Origin of the sequence: Thermoleptolyngbya sichuanensis A183 (genome assembly GCF_013177315.1) — a bacterium.
Classification (GTDB): domain Bacteria; phylum Cyanobacteriota; class Cyanobacteriia; order Elainellales; family Elainellaceae; genus Thermoleptolyngbya; species Thermoleptolyngbya sichuanensis.
This window is the reverse complement of record NZ_CP053661.1, coordinates 3,975,722-4,002,369: the sequence shown is the minus strand read 5'-3', so window position 1 is coordinate 4,002,369 and position 26,648 is coordinate 3,975,722. Positions and strand designations below refer to the sequence as shown.

Annotated in this window: 26 protein-coding genes; 18 read left to right on the top strand and 8 right to left on the bottom strand. The window is 56.3% G+C overall.

Annotation, left to right across the window (positions count from 1 at the left end; genetic code table 11):
- Nucleotides 1–30: 30 nt before the first annotated feature.
- Nucleotides 31–156: a hypothetical protein gene (locus HPC62_RS23990; RefSeq protein ID WP_255548882.1), complete on the bottom strand. Its 126-nt coding sequence runs from the start codon at nt 154–156 to the stop codon at nt 31–33.
- A gap of 431 nt (nt 157–587) precedes the next feature.
- Here HPC62_RS23990 and HPC62_RS16640 point away from each other — a divergent pair, with 431 nt between their 5' ends.
- The 9 genes from HPC62_RS16640 to HPC62_RS16600 all read left to right on the top strand — a co-directional run bounded on the left by HPC62_RS16640 (nt 588) and on the right by HPC62_RS16600 (nt 11,364).
- Nucleotides 588–800: a helix-turn-helix domain-containing protein gene (locus HPC62_RS16640; RefSeq protein WP_172357508.1), complete on the top strand. Its 213-nt coding sequence runs from the start codon at nt 588–590 to the stop codon at nt 798–800.
- Between the two features lie 46 nt (nt 801–846).
- Nucleotides 847–1,479: a Uma2 family endonuclease gene (locus HPC62_RS16635; protein WP_172357506.1), complete on the top strand. Its 633-nt coding sequence runs from the start codon at nt 847–849 to the stop codon at nt 1,477–1,479.
- Between the two features lie 178 nt (nt 1,480–1,657).
- Nucleotides 1,658–4,000: a transglutaminase TgpA family protein gene (locus tag HPC62_RS16630; RefSeq protein ID WP_216655274.1), complete on the top strand. Its 2,343-nt coding sequence runs from the start codon at nt 1,658–1,660 to the stop codon at nt 3,998–4,000.
- 372 nt (nt 4,001–4,372) lie between these two features.
- Nucleotides 4,373–5,635 (top strand): methionine adenosyltransferase, encoded by a 1,263-nt coding sequence (metK, locus tag HPC62_RS16625; protein WP_172357504.1) that lies wholly within the window; start codon nt 4,373–4,375, stop codon nt 5,633–5,635.
- Between the two features lie 111 nt (nt 5,636–5,746).
- Nucleotides 5,747–6,700 carry a DMT family transporter gene (locus HPC62_RS16620; RefSeq protein ID WP_172357502.1) on the top strand — a complete coding sequence of 318 codons (954 nt, stop codon included), beginning with the start codon at nt 5,747–5,749 and terminating at the stop codon, nt 6,698–6,700.
- 263 nt (nt 6,701–6,963) lie between these two features.
- Nucleotides 6,964–7,944, top strand: coding sequence for a LysR family transcriptional regulator (locus HPC62_RS16615; protein WP_172357500.1), 981 nt, complete (start codon nt 6,964–6,966; stop codon nt 7,942–7,944).
- Nucleotides 7,941–8,996: an anthranilate phosphoribosyltransferase family protein gene (locus HPC62_RS16610; RefSeq protein WP_172357498.1), complete on the top strand. Its 1,056-nt coding sequence runs from the start codon at nt 7,941–7,943 to the stop codon at nt 8,994–8,996. The genes HPC62_RS16615 and HPC62_RS16610 overlap by 4 nt, the downstream gene beginning before the upstream one ends.
- 281 nt (nt 8,997–9,277) lie before the next feature.
- On the top strand, nt 9,278–9,832 hold the full coding sequence (locus HPC62_RS16605; RefSeq protein WP_205370804.1) for a CU044_2847 family protein: 555 nt from the start codon (nt 9,278–9,280) through the stop codon (nt 9,830–9,832).
- 218 nt (nt 9,833–10,050) lie between these two features.
- Nucleotides 10,051–11,364 (top strand): NF041680 family putative transposase, encoded by a 1,314-nt coding sequence (locus HPC62_RS16600; protein WP_172353244.1) that lies wholly within the window; start codon nt 10,051–10,053, stop codon nt 11,362–11,364.
- Nucleotides 11,365–12,011: 647 nt separating this feature from the next.
- Here the strand turns inward: HPC62_RS16600 and HPC62_RS16595 are convergent.
- Nucleotides 12,012–12,197, bottom strand: a complete 186-nt coding sequence (locus HPC62_RS16595; protein WP_172357496.1) for a DUF4278 domain-containing protein — start codon at nt 12,195–12,197, stop codon at nt 12,012–12,014.
- A 385-nt stretch (nt 12,198–12,582) separates the two neighbouring features.
- Nucleotides 12,583–12,768: a DUF4278 domain-containing protein gene (locus tag HPC62_RS16590; protein WP_172357494.1), complete on the bottom strand. Its 186-nt coding sequence runs from the start codon at nt 12,766–12,768 to the stop codon at nt 12,583–12,585.
- 572 nt (nt 12,769–13,340) lie between these two features.
- On the opposite strand from HPC62_RS16590, the gene pirA reads away from it, so the two are divergent.
- Nucleotides 13,341–13,754 (top strand): arginine synthesis PII-interacting regulator PirA, encoded by a 414-nt coding sequence (gene pirA, locus HPC62_RS16585; protein ID WP_172357492.1) that lies wholly within the window; start codon nt 13,341–13,343, stop codon nt 13,752–13,754.
- Between the two features lie 48 nt (nt 13,755–13,802).
- Here pirA and HPC62_RS16580 read toward each other — a convergent pair whose 3' ends face one another.
- Nucleotides 13,803–15,323 (bottom strand): DEAD/DEAH box helicase, encoded by a 1,521-nt coding sequence (locus HPC62_RS16580; RefSeq protein WP_172357490.1) that lies wholly within the window; start codon nt 15,321–15,323, stop codon nt 13,803–13,805.
- Between the two features lie 113 nt (nt 15,324–15,436).
- On the opposite strand from HPC62_RS16580, the gene tpiA reads away from it, so the two are divergent.
- Nucleotides 15,437–16,165, top strand: a complete 729-nt coding sequence (gene tpiA / locus HPC62_RS16575; RefSeq protein WP_172357488.1) for a triose-phosphate isomerase — start codon at nt 15,437–15,439, stop codon at nt 16,163–16,165.
- Nucleotides 16,166–16,390: 225 nt separating this feature from the next.
- Here tpiA and HPC62_RS16570 read toward each other — a convergent pair whose 3' ends face one another.
- Nucleotides 16,391–17,332: a PEP-CTERM sorting domain-containing protein gene (locus HPC62_RS16570; protein WP_172357486.1), complete on the bottom strand. Its 942-nt coding sequence runs from the start codon at nt 17,330–17,332 to the stop codon at nt 16,391–16,393.
- 572 nt (nt 17,333–17,904) lie between these two features.
- Here HPC62_RS16570 and HPC62_RS16565 point away from each other — a divergent pair.
- Together HPC62_RS16565 and HPC62_RS16560 are read left to right on the top strand one after the other, a co-directional pair.
- Complete coding sequence (locus HPC62_RS16565) at nt 17,905–18,342, top strand: Hsp20/alpha crystallin family protein (protein ID WP_172357484.1); 438 nt, start codon at nt 17,905–17,907, stop codon at nt 18,340–18,342.
- Between the two features lie 265 nt (nt 18,343–18,607).
- Nucleotides 18,608–18,907, top strand: coding sequence for a DUF2808 domain-containing protein (locus tag HPC62_RS16560; protein ID WP_172357482.1), 300 nt, complete (start codon nt 18,608–18,610; stop codon nt 18,905–18,907).
- A gap of 107 nt (nt 18,908–19,014) precedes the next feature.
- Here the strand turns inward: HPC62_RS16560 and HPC62_RS16555 are convergent, their stop codons facing one another.
- Complete coding sequence (locus tag HPC62_RS16555) at nt 19,015–20,328, bottom strand: NF041680 family putative transposase (protein WP_172353244.1); 1,314 nt, start codon at nt 20,326–20,328, stop codon at nt 19,015–19,017.
- 118 nt (nt 20,329–20,446) lie between these two features.
- Here HPC62_RS16555 and HPC62_RS16550 point away from each other — a divergent pair, with 118 nt between their 5' ends.
- Nucleotides 20,447–20,737: a DUF2808 domain-containing protein gene (locus HPC62_RS16550; protein WP_216655273.1), complete on the top strand. Its 291-nt coding sequence runs from the start codon at nt 20,447–20,449 to the stop codon at nt 20,735–20,737.
- 28 nt (nt 20,738–20,765) lie between these two features.
- Here HPC62_RS16550 and arsS read toward each other — a convergent pair whose 3' ends face one another.
- Entirely contained in the window at nt 20,766–21,944 is a 1,179-nt protein-coding gene (gene arsS, locus HPC62_RS16545; RefSeq protein WP_172357480.1) for an arsenosugar biosynthesis radical SAM (seleno)protein ArsS, read from the bottom strand.
- 27 nt (nt 21,945–21,971) lie between these two features.
- Nucleotides 21,972–22,304, bottom strand: coding sequence for an arsenosugar biosynthesis-associated peroxidase-like protein (locus HPC62_RS16540; protein WP_172357478.1), 333 nt, complete (start codon nt 22,302–22,304; stop codon nt 21,972–21,974).
- A 375-nt stretch (nt 22,305–22,679) separates the two neighbouring features.
- Here HPC62_RS16540 and HPC62_RS16535 point away from each other — a divergent pair, with 375 nt between their 5' ends.
- From HPC62_RS16535 to HPC62_RS16520, 4 genes are all read left to right on the top strand, one after another.
- Nucleotides 22,680–22,952: a hypothetical protein gene (locus HPC62_RS16535; RefSeq protein WP_172357476.1), complete on the top strand. Its 273-nt coding sequence runs from the start codon at nt 22,680–22,682 to the stop codon at nt 22,950–22,952.
- A 69-nt stretch (nt 22,953–23,021) separates the two neighbouring features.
- On the top strand, nt 23,022–23,606 hold the full coding sequence (locus HPC62_RS16530; RefSeq protein WP_172357474.1) for a collagen-like protein: 585 nt from the start codon (nt 23,022–23,024) through the stop codon (nt 23,604–23,606).
- Between the two features lie 557 nt (nt 23,607–24,163).
- On the top strand, nt 24,164–24,988 hold the full coding sequence (locus HPC62_RS16525; protein WP_172357472.1) for a TVP38/TMEM64 family protein: 825 nt from the start codon (nt 24,164–24,166) through the stop codon (nt 24,986–24,988).
- Nucleotides 24,972–26,519, top strand: coding sequence for a mercuric reductase (locus HPC62_RS16520; protein WP_172357470.1), 1,548 nt, complete (start codon nt 24,972–24,974; stop codon nt 26,517–26,519). The genes HPC62_RS16525 and HPC62_RS16520 overlap by 17 nt, the downstream gene beginning before the upstream one ends.
- The last annotated feature ends 129 nt before the right edge of the window (nt 26,520–26,648 follow it).

Below are 26,648 nucleotides of genomic sequence, written 5' to 3'. Positions count from 1 at the left end.
CGTTCGCGCAAGTGGTGCGGCACACGTTCCCTACAGGAATTGCCCTCCTGACCAATAGCGCACCAAAATGCGGATCACTTCGCCCTCCACCGGCGATGGCAGCGGCGGCGACCATTCGCCCGCTTCAGCAAAGCGCCGGACATGAAGCTGATGCACAATATTGCACAATATTATTCACACCGGGCAGCACGCCACAAATCAGAATGCGAACGGGCTGCTGACCGTTTGGCACAGCAGAAACAGGCACCCGAAGCAAATCGGGTACAGACTTTGGAGTTATCATGATGTCACCTGAAATAAGGTAGGGCGATCGCAGGTTATCTGGGTGCTTTGGTCATGGCATGGCACGTCGGTAGATCCCCCCTAGCCCCCCTTGAACAAGGGGGGAATCAAACCGACCCGGAAGTCGGCCTTAAGCAAAGGGAAAGCCGCACTGCTCCGGAAGTCCCCCTTGCTCAAGGGGGATTTAGGGGGATCTAACGTCATGGCTTCTAACCAAACGGTTTCAAGATAACCGTACAGGACTCAACTGAGTCCATCTGTCTAAGCATCATTAAAGGACTCATCTGAGTCTTTGTCAACTGTACATGGGGCTAATTCGGCTGAGAATTCGAGAATTTGCAGAGCAGCGGGGCTGGACGCTCCGAGAAGTTGCCGAACGCGCCGGACTGAACTACAGCACTGTCAAAAACTACGTGCAGCGCGACGCAATGACCATGACTGATTACACGGCAATTCGCAGACTGGCGATCGCCTTCGACGTGTCGATCGAAGATTTAGTTGAAATACTAGAAGAGTAGGAGCAGCGCATTCATCCTCAATCCCTCATCCTCCATCCCTCTCCCAATGGTTGCCACCTCCCATCGTGCCGATCGCGTTTTGCTACACAACATTAGCTGGGAGCAGTTTGAGCGGCTGCTGGAAGACCTAGGCGATCGCCGTTCTGCCCGTATCGCCTACGACAACGGCACGCTGGAGATCATGACCCCGCTACCGGAACACGAATATTTCAAAGAGGTGATTGGCAACGCGGTGAAAGACATGGCCGACGAGCTAGCGCTGAACTACGAAAGCTATGGCTCTACCACATGGCGCGATCGCCTCCAGAGGGCCGGGCTGGAACCTGACAACTGCTTTTACTTTCAAAACGAACCCGCCGTGCGCGGCAGAACCAATCTAGACTTGCGCCAAGACCCACCACCCGACCTGGCGCTAGAGATTGACATTACCAACAAATCCCTTGATCGCTTCCCCATCTACGCCCGGCTGCGCGTGCCCGAACTCTGGTGCTACGACGACGGCAACTTGAAGATCTACCACCTTCAATCGGGGGACTATGCGGAAGCAGAGCGGAGTCTGGCGCTACCCCAACTGCCCATCCGTGAACTGCCGCAGATCATCGAAGTGCATCGGTCAGAAGGACGACGCGCCCTGCGCCAAGCCATCCGCCAGTGGGCACGCCGTCATGCAACTCGCTAATCCCCTTGTAAGATACCGTCCGCGTGGCATGACGGGTATAGCCGTAAGCGCCGCCTAGTAGAACTTTGATACGTTGCGCTGGCACTCATCTCGTTTGCAAATAGCGCTGTCTAGAAGCCATTCCGGGAAGACCAGTGCTAGAACGGGTATCAGAACAGCTTGAGGGTAGCAGAACAGCATGGCGAATCCGGTTTCGCAGCGGCGGGGTAACTGGTTGAACGGCAAAGCGCTTTGGGCGCAGATGCAGCGGCGGCTTGGCGATTTAGATTCCTCGGAGCCGCCGGAAGATTCGCTGCCGCTGCGGGTGCTGGTGCAGGCGATGGTGATTGTCGGCATTATTGCGGTAGATGTGTCAGCGGCAGATACGACCGATGCATTGGGCGTAAGTCTTTGGGCCGTGCCGATGAGCGCGGTGGGCGGAGCGTGGAGCTGGTCGCGTCGCCGCAGCCGCAATATCCCGGTGAAATTTTGTATTGCGATCGCCATGCTGATTGCCCTGGCGGTCTTTTTTGTGCGGCTGGTGGCAGAGCGCAACGACACGCGCATGGCCCTGGCGGAACTGCTGATCCAGCTTCAGGTCTTTCACAGCTTTGACCTGCCGCGCCGCAAAGACCTGGGCTATTCCATTGTGATCGGGCTGATCTTGATGGGCGTGGCGGCCACTCTCAGCCAGACCTTCTGGTTTGCGCCGCTGCTGATTGCCTTTGTGGCTTTGGGCATTCCGGCGCTAGTGCTAGACTATCGCTCTCAGCTTGGGGTTGCTCCCAAGACGATGCGGCGCATTCGCCAGAGTTTGCCGCTGCGGCCGCTGGTAGGCGTGCTGGGCATTACGCTGGCGCTGGGGCTGGTGATTTTTGCCTTTTTGCCCCGCCTTCCGGGTTATCAACTGCGGGCGTTTCCGGTCAGTGCGCCCATCCAGTTTGAAGGCCAGTTTGACGGCGGCACGATTATCAACCCTGGCTATGTGCGCGACGGTCGCGCCAGCACGGGCAGCGGCATGGGCGCAAACGGCAATGTGCAGGGCGGGCCGGGCGAAGTGGATGCAGATTTTTACTATGGCTTTAATCGCCAGATGAACCAAAATCTGCGCGGCTCGCTGACCCCAAAGGTGGTGATGCGCGTGCGATCGCAGTCCGAGGGCTTTTGGCGCGTGATGGCGTTCGACCGCTATACGGGGCAGGGCTGGGAAGTGTCGCGGGATGGGGAAAACGATGTGCAGGTGCTAGAGCGATCGCCCTGGACCTATCGCCAAATTCTGCCCTGGTCGGTGACGCTGAACCAGACGCGGGAAGTGATTCAGACCTTTACTGTAGTTGCAGATTTGCCCAACCTAGTGCCCGCCCTCTACGAAGCCAAGGAGCTTTACTTTCCCACGCGGCAAATTGCCATCGATCCCGAAGGTGCGCTGCGATCGCCCATTCCGCTGTCGCAGGGTTTGACCTATACCGTGGTGTCGGAAGTGCCCTTTCGCGATCGCACCCAGTTGCGGAATGCCACGACCGTCACCCCGTCCAACATCACTGACTATTATCTAGGCGTGCCAGCGGCGATCGCCCCCCGCATCCGTCAGACCGCAGAAGAGGCGCTGGCCAAGTCGCCCACGCCGATCACCGCGCCCTACGAAAAAGCCCTCTACCTGGCGCAATATCTCAAGCAAAACTATCGCATTTTGCCCGATCTGCCGTTTTTAGAAGAAAACGAGGATTTGGTCGAGGCATTTCTCTACAAGTACCAGGGCGGCTATCCCGACCACTTTTCTACGGTGCTAACCATCATGCTGCGCTCCCTTGGCATTCCGGCGCGACTGGTGGTGGGCTTTGGCGCAGGCGAGTTTAATCCTTTCACGGGCTATTACGTGGTGCGAAACACCGATGCCTTTGCCATGACGGAGGTATATTTCCACAAATATGGCTGGTTTGCCTTTAACCCGATTCCCGGCGGAGACGTGATCCCCACCTCGGTCGAAGAGTCGCAGGTGTTCGCCGCGCTGAAGAAATTCTGGGAATGGATCGCGGGCTGGCTGCCCTCTCCGGTGTCGGGCTTCTTGAACGGTCTGCTAGAGGCGATCGCCCAGGGCTTTGGTTGGGCCATGTCTACCCTAACTCGCTGGTTCACGCAGGGCTGGGTGGGGCTGCTGACGGGGCTGATGGGCCTCACGGTGGCGGCATTTTTGGGCTGGCTGGGCTGGAGCGGCTGGGCTGCCTGGCGCGATCGCCGCTGGTTGAAGTCTCTGGCTCCGGCGGAGGCGCTCTATCAAGAAATGCTGCGCTGGCTCGCCGAACAGCACATCCGCAAGGCCCCCAGCGATACTCCCCTAGAGTTTGCCCGCACCGCCCAGCAGCAGCAGCCCGCCCACGGGGAACTCATCCACCAGATTGCTCAGTCCTATGTAACGTGGCGCTATGGCGGCCAGGTGGGTGATCTATCTCGCTTGCGCCAGCGGTTGCACCAGGTGAAACAAAAGGGGCGATCGCTCCCCGCCCGCTTCCGAGGCCCATCGCGCAGGAAAGTTCCGTCCTAGACTCTGTCCTAGACATTGCCAGGGTCACTTCCTTGAAGCATTCCCCTCGAAACTGGCACGTCTCAGGTCATTTAACCCACCCGTTCCGATAAACTGAAAAGCCCCTATCCAAAACGGAAACGGAGATTAAAGATTTGAAACATGCAATTCCCGGTGGAGAATGAGGAATTATAATGTGCAATGCGATATTCAATCTGTGATATTCTCCTCAGATAGCCTCTTGCATAGCCCCCTGTCCGCGATCGCCCTTGCACCTCGGTTCTTCTTGCCAAGTGCCTCTGAGTCATTACGCTTCCTGCATTCACGGCTGCTGGCACAGCATTCTCTATCCCGTCTTTTCAGTTCCATCCTACGTTAGAGAGGTCGTTTCCCTTGTCCCGTCGCTATCTATTCACATCAGAATCTGTTACCGAAGGCCACCCCGATAAAATCTGTGACCAGATCTCGGACTCGATCCTCGATGCCTTGTTGACCCAAGATCCCAGCAGCCGAGTCGCCGCAGAAGTCGTCGTCAATACGGGTCTGGTGCTGATCACCGGAGAAATTTCCTCCAAAGGCACCGTGAACTACGTTGATCTCGTCCGCCAAAAGATCGCAGAAATTGGCTACACCGATTCGGTCAATGGTTTTTCGTCCAATAGCTGCGCGGTGCTGGTGGCGCTCGATGCCCAATCGCCCGACATCGCCCAGGGCGTAGACAAGGCCCATGAGCAGCGATCGCAGCGCAGTGAAGAAGAACTCGACGCAATCGGCGCGGGCGACCAGGGATTGATGTTTGGCTTTGCCTGCAACGAAACGCCGGAACTCATGCCATTGCCAATCAGCCTGGCCCACCGCATCTCGCGCCGCCTCGCTGCTGTGCGAAAGTCGGGTCAGCTCCCCTACCTGCGCCCCGACGGCAAAACCCAGGTCACAGTCATTTACGAAGACGGTCGCCCTGTTGGCATTGACACGATTCTCGTCTCTACGCAGCATACGGAAACCATCGACGACATTACCGACCCAGCAGCGGTTCAGGCCAAGATTCGGGAAGACCTCTGGCAAATCGTCGTGCAGCCCATCTTTTCGGACATCGCTATCAAGCCAGACAGCGGTACGCGCTTTTTGGTGAACCCCACGGGTAAATTTGTGATTGGCGGGCCCCAGGGCGATTCGGGGCTGACGGGTCGCAAAATCATCGTGGACACCTACGGCGGCTATTCTCGCCACGGCGGCGGCGCGTTTTCTGGCAAGGACCCCACCAAGGTCGATCGCAGCGCTGCCTACGCCGCCCGCCACGCCGCCAAAAATATCGTCGCAGCCGGACTCGCAGACAAGTGCGAAGTGCAGTTGAGTTATGCGATTGGCGTGGCGCGTCCCGTTAGCATCATGGTAGACACCTTTGGCACGGGCAAGATCGACGATGAGCGTCTGCTGGAACTGGTGAAACAGCACTTTGAACTGCGTCCGGCGGGCATCATCCAGACCTATAACCTGAGCCGACTGCCTGCCGAACGGGGCGGACGGTTCTACCAGAATGTCGCGGCCTACGGTCACTTTGGCCGCACGGATCTAGATTTGCCGTGGGAACAGCTTGACAAAGTAGACGCGCTAAAGCACTCAGCCGGGGCACTGCTGTCTGGCATGTTGAGCTAAGTCTTGCGGCAAGCAGTTCCTTCAGGGCTGACGCTTTTCGTCCTGTGCTCGATAGGGTAAAGTGGCATCCTGCCTAGTCAGGTTGTTCTTACGCTATCGGGTTTTCTACTGATGCCGAAATCGCTGTCAAAGTCGTCGCCAACGTCCTCTCAAAACCCCTCTCAAAACCATCGCGCTGCGTTTCTGTCCCTGCTCGTGCTGACGATGATCTGGGGCTATAACTGGGTCGTGATGAAAATTGGCATTGCCTATGCGTCGGCGCTCGACTTTGCGGCAATGCGCCTGGTGTTGGGGGCGCTGAGTCTATTTCTGGCATTAATTGCCCTGCGAAAGCCGCTAAGGCCCAAGGCCGTACCGGGGACAATTTTGCTGGGACTTATGCAAAACACTGCAACCGTAGGGCTAATTACCTGGGCGTTGGTGAATGGGGGCGCGGGCAAAACGGCCGTGCTGAACTATACCATGCCGTTTTGGCTGCTGCTGTTTTCGTGGATTTTCCTGAAAGAAACCCTGAGGCGATCGCAGTGGTTGAGTGTCGGCATGGCCGTGACGGGGCTGCTGCTGGTGCTGATGCCGCTGGATTTGTCGAGCGGGTTGGGCAGCAAGATCATTGCGGTGGGCGCGGGTATTTGCTGGGCCATTAGCGCTGTGCTGGCGCGGGTGTTGCAACGGGATCAACAGCTAGACCTGCTCTCGATGTCGGCATGGCAAATGCTGTTTGGCAGCATTCCACTGGCGATCGCCGCCTGGATGCTTCCCACTCAGCCGATTGTCTGGTCGCCCACGTTCATCGCAGCGCTGCTCTATAACGCCGTACCCGCAGCGGCGATCGCCTGGCTCCTGTGGTTCTATGCGCTAAACAACTTACCCGTGGGCACGGCGGGATTATCTACGCTGGCGGCTCCGGTGATTGGCGTGTTGGCGGCGTGGCTGCAACTGGGCGAGCGCCCCAGCGGTGTAGAAGGACTGGGCATGGTGCTAATTTTGGTCGCGCTGACGATAAACGCAGTGCAAACCATTCAGACTGAGCGACAAGCTAAGAATCAGGCAAAACTGAGCGCCTAATGGACTGATGTCGATTCACTGATGTCGATTCACTGATGTCGATTCACTGATATCGAGTCTCAGATGCCCATCGCGTTCCGTCTTGTATCCGCTTCTACGGAACCCCCTGCCCAAATCCGCTAAGGTCAAAGCAACTTAGGGATAATGTTATTTGAATTACATTTACTGAGTCACATTTACTCCCAAAGACCGCGACGAATATCGCGAATCGTTAACGCAAATCGTTAAACCAATCTGGGGCAGAGTGCAAGGGGCAAAAAGCAATGCGCCTAGAGCAGTTGAAAGCATTTTTGGCAGTGGCAGAAACGGGTAGTTTTCAGCAGGCGGCGCTGCGCTGTGGCGTGACGCAATCCACCGTGAGCCGCCAGATTCAATCTCTGGAATCTGATTTGGGAATGTCGTTGTTTCACCGCAGCACCCAGGCCAAGCTGACGGTAGCGGGCGATCGCCTGTTGCCTCGGGTTCGCAAAATCTGCCAGGAATGGGCGAACGCCACCCAAGAACTCGGAGAACTGCGGGCGGGCAAACAGCCAGAACTCTGCGTAGCAGCGATTCACTCCCTCTGCGCCTATTCGCTGCCGCCTGTCTTGCAACAGTTTTGTCAGGATTATCCAGAGGTGCAACTGCGGGTAACGGCCTTGGGGAGCGATCGCGCATTGAAAGTGCTGCGTGATGGACTGGTGGATCTGGCGATTGTGATGAACAACCGCTTTGTGGCCAGCAGTCCAGAAATCGTGGTGGAAGTTCTCTATGACGAACCGATTAAGCTGCTGATGGCGGCCGATCATCCCCTGGCAGGCTGCGACGCAGTGCCCTGGGCCGACCTGGCCCGCTATCCGCAAGTCGTGTTCAAGGACGGCTACGGGATGCAGCGGCTTGTGCAGGAGCAGTTTACCCGCCGGGGAACGCCGCTGCGGGCTGCGCTGGAGCTAAATACGCCCGATGCCTTTCGCGGTGTGGTGCGCCAGGGCGACATGCTGGCCCTCTTGCCCGAATCGGCGCTGATCGAGGCTTACGACGATCCGGCGCTGGCCATTCGCCCGATTGCGCCCGATGCGAACGCTGCCCTGACCGACCCCCCCCTGACGCGCCAGGTGGTGATGGTGACGACGAGCGATCGCCTGCAAATTCCACCAATCCGCCATTTCTACAACCTGATCCTGTCCCAACTCCCCCAGCGCATCCGCCAGCACCCCCTGGCCGCGACGACCCCCTTAATCCCATCTCCCTCCTCTTTGGCATGAGCCACGCCTTTAGAACGCTGCTGCGAAAGGTCGGCAGCGGCCCCCACACCAGCCAAGACCTGACCCGCGAAGAATCTGCCGCCGCCACGCGCATGATGCTGCTGCAAGAGGCAACGCCCGCTCAGATTGGTGCGTTCATGATTGCTCACCGCATCAAGCGCCCCACGGGGACAGAACTGGCAGGAATGCTGGATGCCTATGATGAGTTGGGCCCAAAGCTGCAATCGATTGGCGATCGCCCTGTGTTCATCCTCAATGCCCCCTACGACGGGCGCGATCGCACGCTGCCACTGAGCCTGGTCACGGCGCTGATTCTACTCGCCGCAGACCTGCCCGTCATTCAGCACGGCGGCGACATTATGCCCACCAAAGAAGGCGTGCCCTTGGTGACGCTGTGGGCTGGGCTGGGCGTAGACTGGTCGCGCCTGTCCCTTAGCCAGGTTCAGGACGTTTTGGAACGCACAGGCATGGGCTTCGTCTACATGCCCGCCCACTTTCCACTGGCGCAGGCGCTAGTGGAATATCGCGATCAGATTGGCAAGCGCCCGCCCTTTGCCACGCTGGAACTCATCTGGTCGCCCTATGCGGGGCAGAGCCATGTTGTCGTGGGCTTTGTGCATCCCCCCACCGAAGGCATGGCGCAGGCAGCCTTTGTGCTGCGAAACACGCCGCTCTACACCACGGTTAAGGGGCTGGAAGGAAGCTGCGACCTGCCGCGAGAGCGCACTGCCATCCTCGGCTTTAGCACCCCGTTGCCAGACTCGCTGGAGCGGCTGCACCTGCACCCCTACGATTACGGCATGGGCGGCAAAAATGTCCCCTTGACCAGCCCCGCCGCCGCAGTCGAAGCCATGCTCCAGGTGTTGCAGGGCAAACCGTCTGAACTGCGCGAGTCGGTGCTGTGGAACGCGGGCTTTTATCTATGGCGCGGTGGCAAAGCAGAAACGTTGACAGAGGCGATCGCCCTTGCAGGACAACTGCTCGACCAGGGTTCTGCATGGCAAGCCCTCACTCGTCTGCGACAGGCCACCAGCGCCCCCTGCCCCGTTTAGGGTCGGGGTTTTCACGGCTTCCTCAGATTCTTGCCCCCAGATTCTCACCCTCAGGATTCTTGGCCCAAATGAGGGGTTAGACTCTCGTGCGGGTTGCAGCGCAATCGGCCTATGCTCAGAATGCGGTTTTCTGGTGTTTTGAGTGCGATCGCCCAGGCTCTTGCGTCAGTGTTTTCACGCAAGCTTCTCGGTCGAAAACCCTGCTGCTGGGTTTACTAAACCCTCTCACTAAAACACCAGATCGCCAACAGCAACACGAGGAGTGACCCGTAGGATTGAAGATGCCAAAACTACAACCCATTCAGCTTGAAGACGGCAGCATTTTGTATGTCGAAGCCACAGACGATATCCAGGCAATTGATTCACCCACGAACGGTGGCGGAACCGGAAATGGATACCCCAATGAACCCTCTGAGGAAGTATCTCGTACCTCAAAAGGATGGAATCGAGGCAACCCAAATACTCAAATAGCGCAGAGCTTCCAAGCCATCGAAAGCACAATTAAGACCTATACGCAGCATACCCTCAACGCTTTTCGAGGGGCTGCAATGGCAGATGTGAAAAAGGTGACGCTGGAATTTGGGGTGAACGTCAGCGGCGTGGGGGGTGTGCCCTATATCGCCACAGGAACAGCCGGTTGCAACATCAAGATCGTGGTCGAGTGTGCTTTTCCCGAACGCACGACCCCGGAACCCCAAACTCAGGCATCCCAGTTGCCTAGAGAAATACCCCCCTCAGCGAGGATGTCGCCTGCTCGCGAAGCCAATGGAGTTGGTAACGGAGCTAGCCCTAGCCATGCAGGTAGACCAACACCGCCGCCGCGCCCAATTTCCTAGCCATCTACCTAGCGATCTAAGTAGATAGACCAGATTAAAAAACAGATTCTGAACCCTGCGCCGCCCGCGCAGCGAGCGGCGCAGGGTCTTTGGGTTTTATATCTATGTAATGTCCACCTACTTACTACCTTTAGTTTGGACTAATGGTGAAGAGGAAGGCAGTCAATGAGAAGCACCGACTGCCGTAAGGTCAATGAAGTACAACCAACATTGACCCCATGATTTTCAACGAACTTCAGCAATTTCGCCAAACGTTGTATGCCAGCTTGGGAAACGCCAGAGATGCCCTGTTTGATCTGATGGATGCCGTGTTAGTGAGTGCGTGCATCGTGTCGTTTGTGAGGCTATCGCAGAGTCCTGTCTTTCGTCGCCAGTGGTCGAGCACCTATGAAGCGTTGCGCGATAGCCGCCTACCCCGATCAAAGGTGCTGAAGCTGTTGGTGCAGCAGATACCGACTCAGCAGCAACCGTTGTTGGCAGGTGATGCGAGTCGGTGGAACCGTCCTGCTGCCAGGCGTTTGAAAGACCGCACCTTATCAGGCAGAACAGGACATGCCCCGATAGCCGGACAAAACTACAGTACCTTAGCCTGGATTGCTGAAGACAGGGGCAGTTGGGCATTACCATTGCGGCATGAGCGCATCACCAGCTTTGAAACACCCGCCAGTAAAGCGGCATTCCAACTCAAACAAGTGACTCGGCAGTTAGCGGTGCGTCCGTTGGCGATCTACGACCGAGGGTACGGCAATGCCAGTTTTGTCAACCAAACGGCAGGGATTGAGGCAGACTTGCTGCTGCGGGTTACATCCAATCGATGTGTCTATGGCGCGCCCCCAGCGTATCGAGGGCGAGGCGCACCTGCCAAGCATGGACATAAGATGAAACTCAATGACCCTGACACTTGGAGTGTCCCGGTCGAAACCGTTGAAGTCGATGATCCCAACTGGGGACGAGTGCGGGTCAGTCGTTGGAGTGCATACCATTTCCGCAAATCCCCCAAACGGGCAATGGAAGTGTTGCGCGTGGAGGTGCTGGAGACACAGAGCAGCACGCGACGCTTGGCTCCTTTGTGGTTAGTTTGGCTGGGTGAGCAGATGCCTCCGTTAGAAACCCTGTGGTTGCACTACCTCCGTCGCTTTGCCATTGAACACTGGTATCGCTTTGCCAAGCAGAGGCTATATTGGACACATCCCCAGTTCAGTTCTGTATCGGCAACCGAACAGTGGAGCAGCCTGATGCCGTTGCTCAGTTGGCAGTTGTGGTTAGCGCGAAAGGACTGTACTGACCACCCCTTGCCCTGGCAGGCACCGCAAGAAACGTTGACTCCGGGTCGGGTCGCACAAGCGTTTGCAGGCATTTTGGCAGCGATTGGCACCCCTGCTCCTGCGCCTAAACCTCGTGGTAAATCGCCAGGACGAGGCAAGGGGCACAAGCCAACTCCTCGTCCCTGCTATCCGATGGTCAAAAAACGAGCCTCGAAACGCAAGACATCCGAACAATCCCTGAACAGTCCGGTTGCAACAGCAGCTTAACTGCGAGCAGGATTGTATCCAATTCCTTAAGTTCAACTGTTATGAACGGTTGAGCAGATTCTTTATGGCATCCTGTTGAGCATTATTGTGATGCCAGTTAGTCCAAACTAAAGTACTACGAGATGAGCATGAGGCTGGTGCGAAATTGATTCGTGCTGAAAAAGGAACTCCCGCACCACCAGTCTCCATTCAACCTGACGGATCAAACCTGACAGATCAACCCCAACGGATCAAACCTGACGGATCAAACCTGACAAGAATGTAGCGCCCGTGCGATTAGCCTGGCCAAGAAAAACCCCCTGGACTCCAGGGGGTCGTTCACTCTTCGACACAAACCAATGTTTTGTGATTAGACCATGTGACGACTTCAGAAAGACACACCCTAATGCTTTGAAAGACTCAGGACTGACGCACTCGCGATCAGTTTTCTGGGTTTCGGACGATTTCTCGTGGGCGCAGCCCACGAGAAATCGTCCAACTGCGTCAGCCCTAAGACTGTTCCTGAAATCTTGTGAAACCTATAGAATTGTGCAAAGCGCCTATGCAATGTCCGTCTTGGATACGCTGGACGGGCGTTACGAGCATCGCTTGTGCCAGTGCAGGGCGACTTGCAGGCCGTGCCGCTTGCGCTGCATCATTCAGGCCGCTTACTGCTCGTAGGTTACGCCACGATACTTCAGGTTATGGACACCACGCTTCTGTGAGGTTGCGGCGTGGATAGCAGTCTGGACTTTGATGCCGCGATACATCCTTTCACCAGGCATAGAAGCTATCGAGCCTTGGAGCTTTTCAGGGCTGTATTCGTAGCTGGCAAAGCGATAGGTAAGTTGCATAATGACCTCTGTGAGCCGAAGCGTTGATGGTAGACGATTAACGTAAAACGAGCTAGGCTGCGTGCTTGAACCGTAAGTATCAGGTATCAATCAGGCGTCAATCAGGTGTCAATCAGGTCGGCAAACAGACTATTTAAGTAAGCTAACCAGATAAGCTGATAAGTACGCTAAAATACGCTACGTGTGCGAATGCTGTCGATTGCTGTCGATATCCGGGAGCGGGAAGGAGTTTTAAGAAAAAAGCAAACCTGAAACATGGGGGCATTGCGCTGAGGGGGGCTTACTCAATGCGCGTTCAACGGGACGGGTTTAGGTTTGCTGGAAATTTTGCGGATCAGTTCTGGGGCTAGTTTTGGAGATGAAGCGGTGGGGTTGCGCTAACCGCCTAGCTGCCGTAAGCGACACCGCGATATTTCAAGGGGAATCCAGGCGAGCGTGTGGCGGAGGGGGCTGCTGGGTGAACCTTTGCGCCGCGATGGGTCAGATCCATCGATGCCAGGTTGGCCTGGCGGGATGCCTCAAGCTGGGCAGCGGTGTAGGCATAGTTGACAGAGCGGTAAGTGAGTTGCATGGTTGTGTCTCCTTGAGAGTGAGCCAGGAAAGATGCGGTGGGGGCTATCTGGCGTGTTGCTTTATGTCCTAGTTTTATGCTGTTTCCCTGGGCGGGTCGATACAGAAAAGTTAGGGAGTTTTGGCAGAGATGATCCTTAACTTTTGGGCGATCGCCCCACACACGCCTTAACTTTCCTCAATGGCACTTCCTTCGCACGGGGCCAAAGAGGGGTGGAAATCGGTGGCAATAGGCAGAAATTAAATTTAGCTAAATCTTGACATTTCCTTCAAACGGTAGCTTAAAATACAGATTGAAAGGCTATAGCTATGTTGCAGAGCAAACAGTTAGACCGCAAATTTGGTTAATAGACTCGAACGGAATCTCTCGAACGGAATCTTGACAAGAGGGCGATCGTCCCTCTGGGTCTGGCTTCCCCCAGCACCCTCAAGTGGTTCAGCGGCGTACTAATACACACTCTCATACAGACTCTCAGTTAATCCAGCCAGTAATTCAGCCAGTACAGATTTCCTAAGGGTCACTGGCAGCCCAAAGCTTGACAAACATTCGACAAAATTCTTTAGGAGGAACAGATGAGATTAACGTATCGGGGTCACGACTATGAGCAGGAGCCTGTCCCTCCTATGCAGATGCGAGACTCTGGCTCCGTCGGACTCTACCGTGGACGGGAGCTTCACTTTAGCTATCCCCGTCATGTGCCTGTGCCCCAGCCCGTCAATCGGTTGCAGTATCGTGGCGTAGCCTATCAAACAACCGAGACGGGCGAAGTAAATTCGATGGGGCGGGTGGTGCGTCCGGCTGCCCATCCTCAGGCACACCACGCGATCGCCCATGCTCACGCCCGCCTGATCGATCAGCAAGAATTGGCAAAGGTGCATCACCAATACCTGATGGAGCGGTTGCAGCGTCGTCTGGAAGTGGCACGGGCTAAGGGGGACGACACGCTAGTTCGCCAGCTTGAGCAAGAGCAGCATCAGTTGGTGTAGCGCTCGGCGTTGCGATATGGCGTGAGTTCTTCGTTGCACCATGCCGCGCTACCACACGTCGTCGTCTGGATCAGGCTGAGGCTCTGCTTGATAGGAACCCGACGGCTCTGCGGCTTTGCGCGTGGGCTGGAGAAACTTTTCGTAGGGTGAGACTGGGGGCGACGCGGGGGGCAATAGCTCCAACTGGGGCGATCGCCCCTGACCCGTTTGGGCACGGCGGCGGCGCGATACGCCTTCTTCCGTCGTTTCCTCTGCCACTACTTCGTAAAGAATTGCCTGCTTGTCGCCGTCGCCCCGGCGCAGCACCCGCCCCAGCCGCTGGATATACTCCCGGCTCGACCCCGTGCCCGACAGGATAATGGCCACGCGGGCATCGGGCACATCTACGCCTTCATTCAGCACATGGGACACGGCTAGCGCCTGATACGTGCCCTCGCGGAACTTTTGCAAGATGCCGTGGCGTTCTTTCACGGGGGTCTGGTGCGTCAGCGCCGGAATCAGAAATTCCCTGGAAATTCGGTAAACCGTGGCGTTGTCGTTGGTAAAGACAATCGTGCGGTCGGGGTAGTGCTGTGCTAGCAGATCGGTGAGAACCCGCAGTTTACCCTCTGTGCCGAGCGCGATCGCCCTTGCCTCCCGGTGTGCCAGCATGGCCCGCCGCCCCGCCTGCGACTGGGCACTCAGCCGCACAAACTGCTGCCAGCCCGACAGGCTGCCCAAAAACACCCTATGCCGCTCCAGAAATGCATTGCGGGTTGCAATCAGCGCCGTGTAGCGATCGCGCTCCTGCTGCGACAGCTTTACCTTCACCTGCACGATTTCATGGTGCGCCAGCGCGTGACCCGACAGTTCCTCCGCCGTGCGGCGATAGACCACTGGCCCCAACAGCGTGTCCAAATCAGCGTGGCGGCCGTCGCTGCGGTCGGGCGTAGCGGTCAGGCCCAGGCGATAAGGGGCGATCGCATATTCTGCAATGACCCGGTTAAAGTCGCTGGGCAAATGGTGGCACTCATCGCAAATCAGCAGCCCATAGCGATTGCCCAGAGACTCTGCATGAATCGCCGCGCTGTCATAGGTGGCAACTAGGACAGACGTGCGATCGCGCGATCCTCCCCCCAGCAAGCCTACCTCTGCATCGGGAAACGCCGCCAGCAAATGAGCATACCACTGGTGCATCAAGTCCAGCGTCGGCACTGTGATCAGCGTGCTGCGCGGAGTTGCCTGCATCGCCATCTGCGCCAGATAGGTCTTGCCCGCTGCGGTCGGCAGCACCACCACCCCCCGTCGCCCGGCCGCCTGCCACGCGGCCAGTGCCTCCTGCTGGTGTGGATAGGGCTGCCGCTCAAAGGCCGCATTCAGGGCGATCGGCTCAAACGCTTTTGCCTCATCGTCAAACGTCGTGCCCTCCGCCCGCAGCCGCTCCACCAAAGGACGATACTGCATAGCAGGAATCCGAAATCGCTCCACCCGGTCATCCCAGGTCGCAAAATCCACCCAGGCTTTGCCCCTGGGCGGCGGATGCAAAATCAAAGTGCCCCGGTCAAACTTGAGGGTTGGCGTGCGGGCCATGCAGTACGTTCGTTTTCCCCTGAGTGATCTGCCCGTATTGTACGCCAGGGATACCATTCCGTTTTAGACTGGAGAATGCTCGGATTTGATGTGCTGTTTTCAAGAAGACCCCTGTGCGAAAAAAGGTTATTGCTGGCAACTGGAAAATGTACAAAACTCAGGCAGAAGCGCAAGAGTTTCTGCAAGGGTTTTTGAAGCATCTGACGGAAACGCCCGACGATCGGGAGGTCGTGCTTTGCGTCCCTTATACCGATCTCTGGCTCTTGTCCAAAAACCTGCACGGGAGTCGGATTCGCCTTGGAGCGCAAAACATTCATTGGGCTGCCGAAGGAGCCTACACGGGGGAAATCTCTGGGCCGATGTTAGCAGAAGCAGGTGTGCGTTACGTCGTCGTTGGCCACAGCGAGCGACGGCAGTATTTTGGCGAAACAGACGACACGGTGAACCTGCGCCTGAAAGCCGCTCAAGAGTTTGGCATTACGCCGATTCTGTGTGTGGGGGAAACCAAGCAGCAGCGGTCTACGGGGCAAACCGAGCCGTTTATTTTTAACCAGCTTGAGAATGATCTGGTGGATGTGGATCAGTCCAACCTGGTGATTGCCTACGAGCCGATTTGGGCGATTGGCACGGGCGACACCTGCGAACCCGACGAAGCGAACCGCGTGATTGGGCTAATCCGTGAGCAAATCGATAACCCCGACGTGCCGATTCAATATGGCGGCTCGGTCAAGCCAGATAATATTGATGTCATCATGGCTCAGCCAGAAATTGACGGCGTTCTGGTGGGTGGGGCTAGCCTGACACCTGACAGCTTTGGGCGCATCGTGAATTTTGGGCTGTGAGTTTTGGGCTGTGGGTTTTGGGCTGTGAATTTTGCTCTGAGAATTTTGCTCTGAGAATTTGGCAATCCAAAATCGAAAATCCTAAATCGCCAGTCTCAAATCGCGAATCGCGATTAACCGATATCAAAGAGCAAGTTCTCAAACAGAAAGCCCCGCATTGCGGGGCTTTACCAATGGGATCTCGTGTAGTCAATCGTTCATCAACAGGGAACAGTGAACGGTCATTTAGGCTTCTTGCTTTTTGCGGCGACGAGCGTACATCAACCCAGCGGCGATCGCCGTTCCGGCCATTGTCGTCGGTTCGGGCACAGCGGTAGACCCCGCCATCACGATGCCGTCGTTGCCGCACTCTGCAAACAGGCTCGCGATGAAGTCGCCTACGGGCAGCAGGCTCCGATCCACGCTGAAACCGAAGGTGTAGTTACCCGTTGCATTGAACTGACCAAAGTTTAGCCCCAGCCCCGTTAGGTCAGCCGCCGCCAGCATGTTGATGCCACCCAAGTAGTTGCCAGACTTCATGTTGGTCTGGGCCGCAGTGTTGTAGCCAAAGTAGGAATTGTTCGCTGCCAAGTCGCCTAGAGACGCAAATCCACCCACCTTCGCTACTTCGGTTGCGTGCTGCTGGTGGCTGCTAAAGCCAGAGTTAACGCTGGTCAGGCTAGTCGTGGTCACGCCGCCGTACAGGCCCAAGGGGCTGATTTGCGTGGTTCTCGTTGTTCTGACCCGGCCTCTGCTGTCTACGGTTTGGGTTTCGGTTACCACCCTCACATTCGTGTCGTTAGTGCTGTCAAACCGAATCGCGAACAGGTTGCTCTGGGCAGCATTGAAGCTTGCGGTGTTGGTGAAGTTCAGCACCAGATCGCCGTAGCTGATCTTGTTGTTCCGTGCGCCGTTGAGGTCGTAGCCATTGAGAGACAGGTTCGAGTTGATGGCAAAGACCACGCGATCTTCTAGAACCCGAAACGCCATGCCAAAGAACTCGAAATCGCTGTTTTGCCCAACGACCAAGCGCCTGTTTTGGGCATCCCACTCGGTGCCATCGTTGAATGAGTCAATCGTGTAATTCCAGCCGCCAACCTGGAAGGCTTGGGCCTGCGACCCAGTGAAGGCTAGAACGCCGAGCGTTGCCGCAGTGCAGAGAAATGTTTTAAACGCTTTCAGTTTCATAGGTTAAAGAATGCTCTTGTGCGCTAGTGAGTTCGTTGCAGCTTGCTTCGCTGCGTGCTTAGGCGAACCAATTCTGCAAAATTGATCCTTCGCACCCCTTGTATTAGTAGGATGCACTTCGACCCATAAAGAAAGGACACTATGTAAAGCGATTTTTAACGAAGAAGGGATTTTGTTTTAGCGGTCTTTTTGAGGCTTCTATCAGCAGATTCATTAGCTTAAATACGGAGCGATCGCCCTTAATTAAATACAAACGTTTATTCCACAGAATTTACGTAGAGCAGTAAGAGGAAACTACTGAGTGGGAAGCCTTTTGTCACTTTCGGCCTTGATTCTGGGAGGGCTGGCTCTCGTAGCTATGCGGATCTGATGGGCGATCGCCTCTGTAAAGTCCGCTTTGTACCTATCCTCCAACCCGGTAAGGAAAGACGATCCTCTACCGTCTTGAAAACCGAACTCACTCAAATTTTGAATTCGATAGATTAGGAGTGTCAGTAAGTCCCGCAAGAAACCAGAATGAGGGACTGAAGAAACACCCGTACTCTGACAATACTCTGAGGGAGATGAGCAATATGGCATTAGTTCATTGGGTTCCTTTCCGTGAATTAGAAACCCTGCAAAGAGACATGAACGAACTGCTGGATGTGTTTAATCTGGAGGGCGATCGCAAAGCGGGACTCCGCATCGCGCCCGCAATCGAGCTACAAGAAACGCCCGACGCACTGGTGCTAAAGGCCGAAATTCCGGGTGTAGATTCCAAAGATCTGGACATTCAGGTGACTGCTGATGCGGTTGCGATTAAAGGCGAACGCAAGTCGGAAACCCACACTGAAGAAAACGGCATTAAGCGCTCTGAGTTCCGCTATGGCTCGTTTAGCCGCGTCGTGCCGCTGCCCAGCCGCATCCAGAACGACAAGGTATCTGCGGAATACAAAGACGGTATTTTGCACCTGACCCTGCCCAAGGTGGAAGCCGAAAAGAACAAGGTCGTGAAAGTGACGCTGGGATAACGAGACTACGTTCAGTTGTATTAGTTCTGCCGATTAATCCTTGCAAGATAGCTTGAGTTGATTCGTCCTGCTCCGCCACTCTCCCTTTTGAGGATGGCGGAGTTTTTTGTACGTTCTGGCAATTTTTCCCAGTGCCTCCACCAACGACATGGCTGGAAACGCCGCAACTGCTTGACGGCAAGCCAAAATCGCCAATCTAAAATCCAAAATCGACACGCCCTGCCTTCTGCGTACAATCGAAGGGAGTGTTGCATGGAAACGCCTCATGAAACCGAACATTTCGAGCTGGGCTGGGGCCCTCTTGGCGATCGCCCTCCCATCCGGATTCGCCCTGTCCACCCCACTCGCCGCAACAGCAGTGCAACTGGCAGACGGCACAGTATATTTCGAGCAGCCGCCCAGCCTGACCGACTATGGCACAACCCGCACGACGACCTTTGCGCCAAACCCGACCTACTATTTCACCGTGACGCTGCCGCCAAATGCAGGCGAACCCCTGCAACGAGTCACGATTGAGCAGCGCGACAGCGGCACCTTTGCCCGCCGGGTTGATTATCGACTTTAGTTTGGACTAACTGGCATCACAATAATGCTCAACAGGATGCCATAAAGAATCTGCTCAACCGTTCATAACAGTTGAACTTAAGGAATTGGATACAATCCTGCTCGCAGTTAAGCTGCTGTTGCAACCGGACTGTTCAGGGATTGTTCGGATGTCTTGCGTTTCGAGGCTCGTTTTTTGACCATCGGATAGCAGGGACGAGGAGTTGGCTTGTGCCCCTTGCCTCGTCCTGGCGATTTACCACGAGGTTTAGGCGCAGGAGCAGGGGTGCCAATCGCTGCCAAAATGCCTGCAAACGCTTGTGCGACCCGACCCGGAGTCAACGTTTCTTGCGGTGCCTGCCAGGGCAAGGGGTGGTCAGTACAGTCCTTTCGCGCTAACCACAACTGCCAACTGAGCAACGGCATCAGGCTGCTCCACTGTTCGGTTGCCGATACAGAACTGAACTGGGGATGTGTCCAATATAGCCTCTGCTTGGCAAAGCGATACCAGTGTTCAATGGCAAAGCGACGGAGGTAGTGCAACCACAGGGTTTCTAACGGAGGCATCTGCTCACCCAGCCAAACTAACCACAAAGGAGCCAAGCGTCGCGTGCTGCTCTGTGTCTCCAGCACCTCCACGCGCAACACTTCCATTGCCCGTTTGGGGGATTTGCGGAAATGGTATGCACTCCAACGACTGACCCGCACTCGTCCCCAGTTGGGATCATCGACTTCAACGGTTTCGACCGGGACACTCCAAGTGTCAGGGTCATTGAGTTTCATCTTATGTCCATGCTTGGCAGGTGCGCCTCGCCCTCGATACGCTGGGGGCGCGCCATAGACACATCGATTGGATGTAACCCGCAGCAGCAAGTCTGCCTCAATCCCTGCCGTTTGGTTGACAAAACTGGCATTGCCGTACCCTCGGTCGTAGATCGCCAACGGACGCACCGCTAACTGCCGAGTCACTTGTTTGAGTTGGAATGCCGCTTTACTGGCGGGTGTTTCAAAGCTGGTGATGCGCTCATGCCGCAATGGTAATGCCCAACTGCCCCTGTCTTCAGCAATCCAGGCTAAGGTACTGTAGTTTTGTCCGGCTATCGGGGCATGTCCTGTTCTGCCTGATAAGGTGCGGTCTTTCAAACGCCTGGCAGCAGGACGGTTCCACCGACTCGCATCACCTGCCAACAACGGTTGCTGCTGAGTCGGTATCTGCTGCACCAACAGCTTCAGCACCTTTGATCGGGGTAGGCGGCTATCGCGCAACGCTTCATAGGTGCTCGACCACTGGCGACGAAAGACAGGACTCTGCGATAGCCTCACAAACGACACGATGCACGCACTCACTAACACGGCATCCATCAGATCAAACAGGGCATCTCTGGCGTTTCCCAAGCTGGCATACAACGTTTGGCGAAATTGCTGAAGTTCGTTGAAAATCATGGGGTCAATGTTGGTTGTACTTCATTGACCTTACGGCAGTCGGTGCTTCTCATTGACTGCCTTCCTCTTCACCATTAGTCCAAACTAAAGTTATCGACTGGAGGCGACTAGTGCGTTTGTGGGCACGCGAAACCGGAGGGGCGATCGCCTATCCCTTGGTTCCGTGGCCTATGACCGCGATACCCAGACCCTTGCGGTCGTCTTCGATCCGCCCCTGCCGCCAGGAACCACTGCTACCCTGGCCCTGCGCCCCAGGCGAAATCCCCAGCTAGACGGCACCTATCTGTTCCGCGTGGTCGCCTTTCCGCCAGAACCAGACGGCGGCAGCGCCCACGGACAGTTTCTCGGCTTTGGTCGGTTCCACTTCGATCGCCCAGAGTTTTTCCGCTGGGGCGATCGCTGGTGGTAGCCTGAGCGCTTCTCTGGTCGCAAAGCCCCTACTCAATCGCGCCGCCGCAGGAGCTGCCTGCCCCGGCTGTGCAGCCAAAGCAATGTCTCGCCGTCACAATTTCTCGCTGCGCCAGCAAGTCGGGATGAAAGTCGTGAACCGTGGCGGGGCGATCGCCCGCTAGCTGTACGGGCAACTCCAGCATTTGGTTAAAGTCGCAATCAAACAGGCGGCCATCCCAGGAAATCGACAGCGTATTGCGACACATCAGCCCGGAAATCGTCGCTGGGTTAAACGCATTCACCAGCACTTCCAGATAGCGCTTCAGATTGCCCGACTGCTCTAGCCACTCCAGATAGCGAGAAATGGGCATATTGTTCAACGCGATCAGGCGATCGAAGGTTACGCCGTGATTCTTTAGCAAGCCAGCCTTCCATTCCTGCTCCATCTTGACCTGGCTGCCCGCCAAAAACGCTCCAACCGGATTAGACATCAGCGTCAGCCGCCGCTTGGCATCCCCCTGGCCATAGCCCGCTGCATTCAGCCGCCGCAGCGCCTCGATGGATTTCTCGAAGGTGCCGTCGCCGCGCTGGCTGTCGGTGTTGAACTGGCGATAGTGGGGCAGCGAACAGACCACCTCTACGCCCCGTTCCGCCAGCCATTCGGGCAAATCTTGCAGGCTGGGAATCAGCAGCACGGTGAGGTTGCAGCGGTCGATGACATGCTTGCCCCGCTGCACGCATTCCTCTACTAAGTAACGAAAGTGTGGGTTTAATTCCGGTGCGCCGCCCGTGATGTCTACCGTGTGGGCGGTGGTTTGGTCGAGGGCGCGGAGGCAGACCTCGATCGTATCGCGGGACATCACCTCGTGGCGGTCGGGGCCCGCATCGACGTGGCAATGGCGACAGGTCATGTTGCACAGCTTGCCGACGTTAATTTGAAAAATTTCCAAAGTCGCCGGCCGGAGCGAGGGCCAGCCGTGCTGCTGCAATCGGGCGGCAAAGTCAGCGCGATTCGCGAAGCGATCCCTACGGGAATCGCCCTCTAGGGGTACAGACTCTAGCGTCTGTAGCTGCTGCTGAGGGTTAGCCAAGGGCGATCGCCGCCTTAGCAAAGAGGTCGTGGGCTTTGGGCCAGCGCTGTTATTCTCCAGATCCAGCGCTTGCGAAATCCGAGCGGCGATTGCCCCCGATGCGCCCGCAGGGGTCAATTCAGCATCATCAAACATGGTCAAACTTCCCTTTTCAAACTTGCCCTACATGGCCAACTGCTTAACGTGGTCGAGCATCTGCATTCCATGTACGAGCGATGCGCCGCCCCGGATTGCCGTCGCCACGTGCAGTGCCTCCGTCATCTGTTCCAGATCTGCGCCCTGCTGGAGGCTTTCTTTGCTGTAGGCATCAATGCAGTAGGGGCATTGCACAGCATGGGCCACCGCCAGCGCGATCAGCGCCTTTTCCCGTGCCGACAGCGCCCCATCTGCAAATACTGCGCCGTAATAGTCAAAAAACTTTTTCGCTAGCTCAGGGCTACCCTCTGCCACCTGACCAAAATTGGGCAAATGTTCGGCTTGATAGTAATCACTCATGGGGAAATGTTCAATTAAAAAGCTTGAATGGTTAACCAAAACGGCTAGACAAATAAGCCGCCACCCCGCCCGCACGCTGCGGACAAGCTGACAGCACTAGATGAACTGTGAGCATTCTATCGAGTCCTGGCAGGTCTTGCACGAATCTAGCTAGCCCACCTGAGATCTGACTGAAATCTGGCTAAGAGATATCTGAATCCTTGGAGAGCATCCGCTTCGACGTGGCTCTCCCAAAGTAGCCCCAGGGGGAATGCGATCGCCCACTTCCCGTTTCCAGAATGGACTTAAGAATGGACTGAACGCGGGATGCATTTTTGCCAGCGCCATGCCTGAATTCGCGATCGTCACACGTCCTGTCGAGTTCAACAGACTTTTATGGCACATCCTTCTCCACAAGAGCCGACCCCAGACCGCGCCAATATGACCGCGACGGGTGGAAAAAACGTCACCCAAGTCGGCGGCAACATGACCACCACCACGACGACCAACTACAATTTCGTCTTTTTTCTGATTGGGCTGCTGGCTCTGGGCGGACTCGCCTGGGGGCTGAATGTGGTCTTTGGCAACAACGAAGGCGGCAACCCGTCCCAGCAGCAGGTTCAGCCCGCCTCCCCATCCGCCGAACCGTCTCCCCTGCCGTCTCCCTAGTCGTCCCCTTAGAAACCCGCCAGACGCGACTGTTTCCCGCAACCATTGCCCCAACGGGAGGAAACGCTCATGCAAACCAAACCCCCAGCGCCCGATCCCGCCGCTGCCCAGGTTGCCCATGCAGGCAAAAATCTGATCCAGGTGGGCGGGGATTACATTCGCTACATTCACTTCAACTTCAAAACGGGAAACTGGGGCGTGGCGATCGCCAACCTCGCTATTCTGGGCCTCATTTTTTACGGACTGGCAGAAGGCGTGACCCGCGCCACCGCCGCCGCCACGGCCCTGGTGTCGCCGCCGCCCGACCCAGACCAGTTTTGCAACAGCGCTACCCAGCAAATCGACACGCTCAACCAGGAACTCGACCAACTGCGGCAAGATATCCGCGCCCTTCCTGCCGTGCCCGGCCCGCCGGGGCCCCAAGGGCCACAGGGCATTCCCGGTGAATCTGGGCCCATCGGCCCTGTCGGCCCGCCTGGCCCTAGAGGCGAACGAGGAGTCCCTGGCGAACCCGGCCCCCAAGGAGAGCGCGGCCCCCAGGGACTCCCCGGTGAACCCGGCCCCCAGGGCCCGCGTGGCGAACCCGGTTCCCCAGGAGAGCGCGGGCCGCAAGAGTTGCCTGGTGAACGGGATTCGTCGCCCATCGTGCGCTAAAGCGGCCTAGTGACGCACTTGTTTCAAGTGAGCCAAAGCCAGTTTTGCTCCTGCCCGTTCGGAAACATTGCAAGGACGACCGCCGGGTTTGGCTGGCGGAATCAGGCTTTCTAAGTAGGTGGACATTAATAAATATAAAACCCAAAGACCCTGCGCCGCCCGCTGCGCGGGCGGCGCAGGGTTCAGGATCTGTTTTTTAATCTGGTCTATTTACTTAATACGTGATGTGCAGCTACGTGGTGTGCAGCTACGTGATGTGCAGCGTTCAATCTGCCCTCATTCCCCAAACCCTTCTCCCCGACGTAAGAGAAGGAGAGCAAGCAAGAGAGGCTTCCTTGTTTATTCAGGCTTATCTAACTTGGTTTGCTGACTCGATTTTCTAACTCAGATTGCCTGACTGCACTTGGTGGCTTTGAGGCTGCCAATATTTGGCTTTTCTGTTTGTTTCAAACCATTGGCAAAAACTCAGCTTATCTTCAGAAATCTGAAAACCTTCCAGGCTATAACGTCGTACAACGGGTTGTACCGCTTGTAGAATCAGACCCGTTCGAGTACCCATGAGGCGATCGCCCATTCGGAAATCCAGATATTGGCTGCTGGCGATGCTGGGGCTGAGTTTGTCTGCTGCATTGGCGATCGCCACTCAGCACGTTAACCTCCCCGTTTTGCTAGCCAATTTCTTGCTATGGGTCAAAAATCTAGGGACTACGGGCATTCTCGCCTTTATCCTGATTTACAATCTGGCGACGCTGCTGTTCATTCCGGCATCGCTGCTGACCCTGGGGGGTGGGGCGCTGTATGGCATTGTGTGGGGCACGGTATATGTGCTGCTTGCCTCAACGCTGGGCGCGGTGTTTGCCTTCATGATTGGGCGCTATGTCGCTAGGGGCTGGATCTGCCAGTGGATTCAGGCGCATCCTCAGTTCCAAGCAATCGATGCGGCGATCGCCCAGCAGGGGCTAAAGATTGTGTTTTTAACGCGCCTCTCGCCTCTGTTTCCGTTTAACTTGCTGAATTATCTGTTCGGAATCACTTGTGTCTCTCTTAAGGATTACGTGATCGGTTCCCTGGGGATGATCCCAGGCACCTTCCTGTATGTTTATTTTGGATCGTTGGTTGGCGACGTTGCGGCGCTGCATATGCCCCTTGATATGCCCCTTGATATGCCTGAAGAGGTCAGTCTTTCCATGCGGGTAGCGTATGGGAGCGTCAGGCTTTTGGGCCTGTTTGCCACGATTGCGGTCACGGTTCAGATTACGCGCATTGCTCGGCGATCGCTCCGTCAAAGCCTTGCACAAAGCCTCTCACAAAGCCTCCCACAAAGCCCGTCCTCCTCTCCCTTTCCTGCACCTAGAGATTCTAGCCATGACTCAATTCATTAGCCAGGAACCCGCGCTTCAGCCGCTGGATGAATATAATCAGTCGCTCCTGTCCTACGTCCATCCGCCCGACTGGATGAACCCAATGCCCGCCGCCATGTATGACCTGGTGGTGATTGGCGCGGGAACGGCAGGGCTAGTGGTGGCCGCAGGGGCCGCAGGGCTGGGGCTGGGGCTGAAGGTGGCGCTGATCGAGCGCAGCCTGATGGGGGGAGATTGTTTGAATGTGGGCTGTGTTCCGTCGAAGTGCATCATTCGTTCCTCGCGGGCAGCGGCTGACATCCGGGATGCGATGTCGTTTGGTGTTCATCCGCCTGAGCAAGTTGAGGTGGACTTTGCGGCGGTGATGCGGCGGATGCGAAAGATTCGTGCGGGGATTAGCCATCATGACTCGGCGGATCGCTTTCGTAAACTCGGTATCGACGTGTTTTTGGGAAGCGCAGAATTTGTGAATGAGGGGGCGATCGCCGTCAATGGCGTGCAGCTCCGGTTCAAAAAAGCCGTCATTGCGACGGGGGCGCGGGCTGTTCGTCCCAAAGTGCCTGGATTGGCCGAAGCGGGCCACCTGACAAATGAAACCGTTTTTTCGCTCACCGAACGCCCCAATCGGCTAGCGGTGATCGGCGGCGGCCCCATTGGCTGTGAGCTGGCGCAGGCGTTTCACCGACTGGGCAGCCAAGTGACAATTTTGCACAAAAACTCGCATCTGCTGGATCGCGAAGATGCCGATGCTGCCGAAATCGTGCAGCAGCAGTTTCTTCGAGAAAAGATGCAGCTAATTCTGGATTGCAAGCTGGAGCAGGTGGAGCAAACCAGCGCGGGTAAGGTGATCCAATACAGCCAAAACGGAACAGTGCATAAGGTTGTGGTGGACGAAATTCTGGTGGGGGCGGGTCGTGCGCCCAATGTGGAAGGGCTGAACTTGGAGGCGGTGGGCGTGAAGTATGACCCACGCAGGGGCATTCAGGTCAACGACTATTTGCAAACCACAAACCCGCGCATCTACGCCGCTGGCGACATTTGTATGGACTGGAAGTTTACCCACGCCGCCGATGCCGCCGCCCGCATTGTGATTAAAAACACGCTGTTTGCCCCGTTTGGACTGGGGCGCGGCAAGCTCAGCAGTTTGGTGATGCCGTGGGTGACCTACACTGATCCCGAAATTGCTCACGTTGGATTGTACGAGCGGGAGGCGCAGGCCAAAGGATTTGACACCAACACCCTGAAAATTCCCTTTTCCTCGGTCGATCGGGCCCTGGCAGATGGCGAAACCGATGGATTTGTGAAAATTATGCACAAGCGCGGCTCCGATCAAATCCTGGGGGCGACGATTGTGGCGCGTCATGCTGGGGAAATGATTAGCGAAGTGACGCTGGCGATCGCCACCAAACAGGGACTCAGCGCCCTCTCTGGCGTGATTCATCCTTATCCCACGCAGGCCGAAGGCATCAAAAAAGCCGCCGATGCCTATCGCCGCACGCTGCTCACGCCCCGCACGCAGGCATTCTTGAAGCTGTTGACGAAGTTTAGCTAGGAAAATACGTCGATTTTGGATTTTAGATTGGCGATTTTAGAGGATATTTGAAAAGTCCTACTGTTTGTAGCAAAGCGTGCAAGATCCCCCTAAATCCCCCTTAAAAAGGGGGACTTTAAGGCGGTTTCC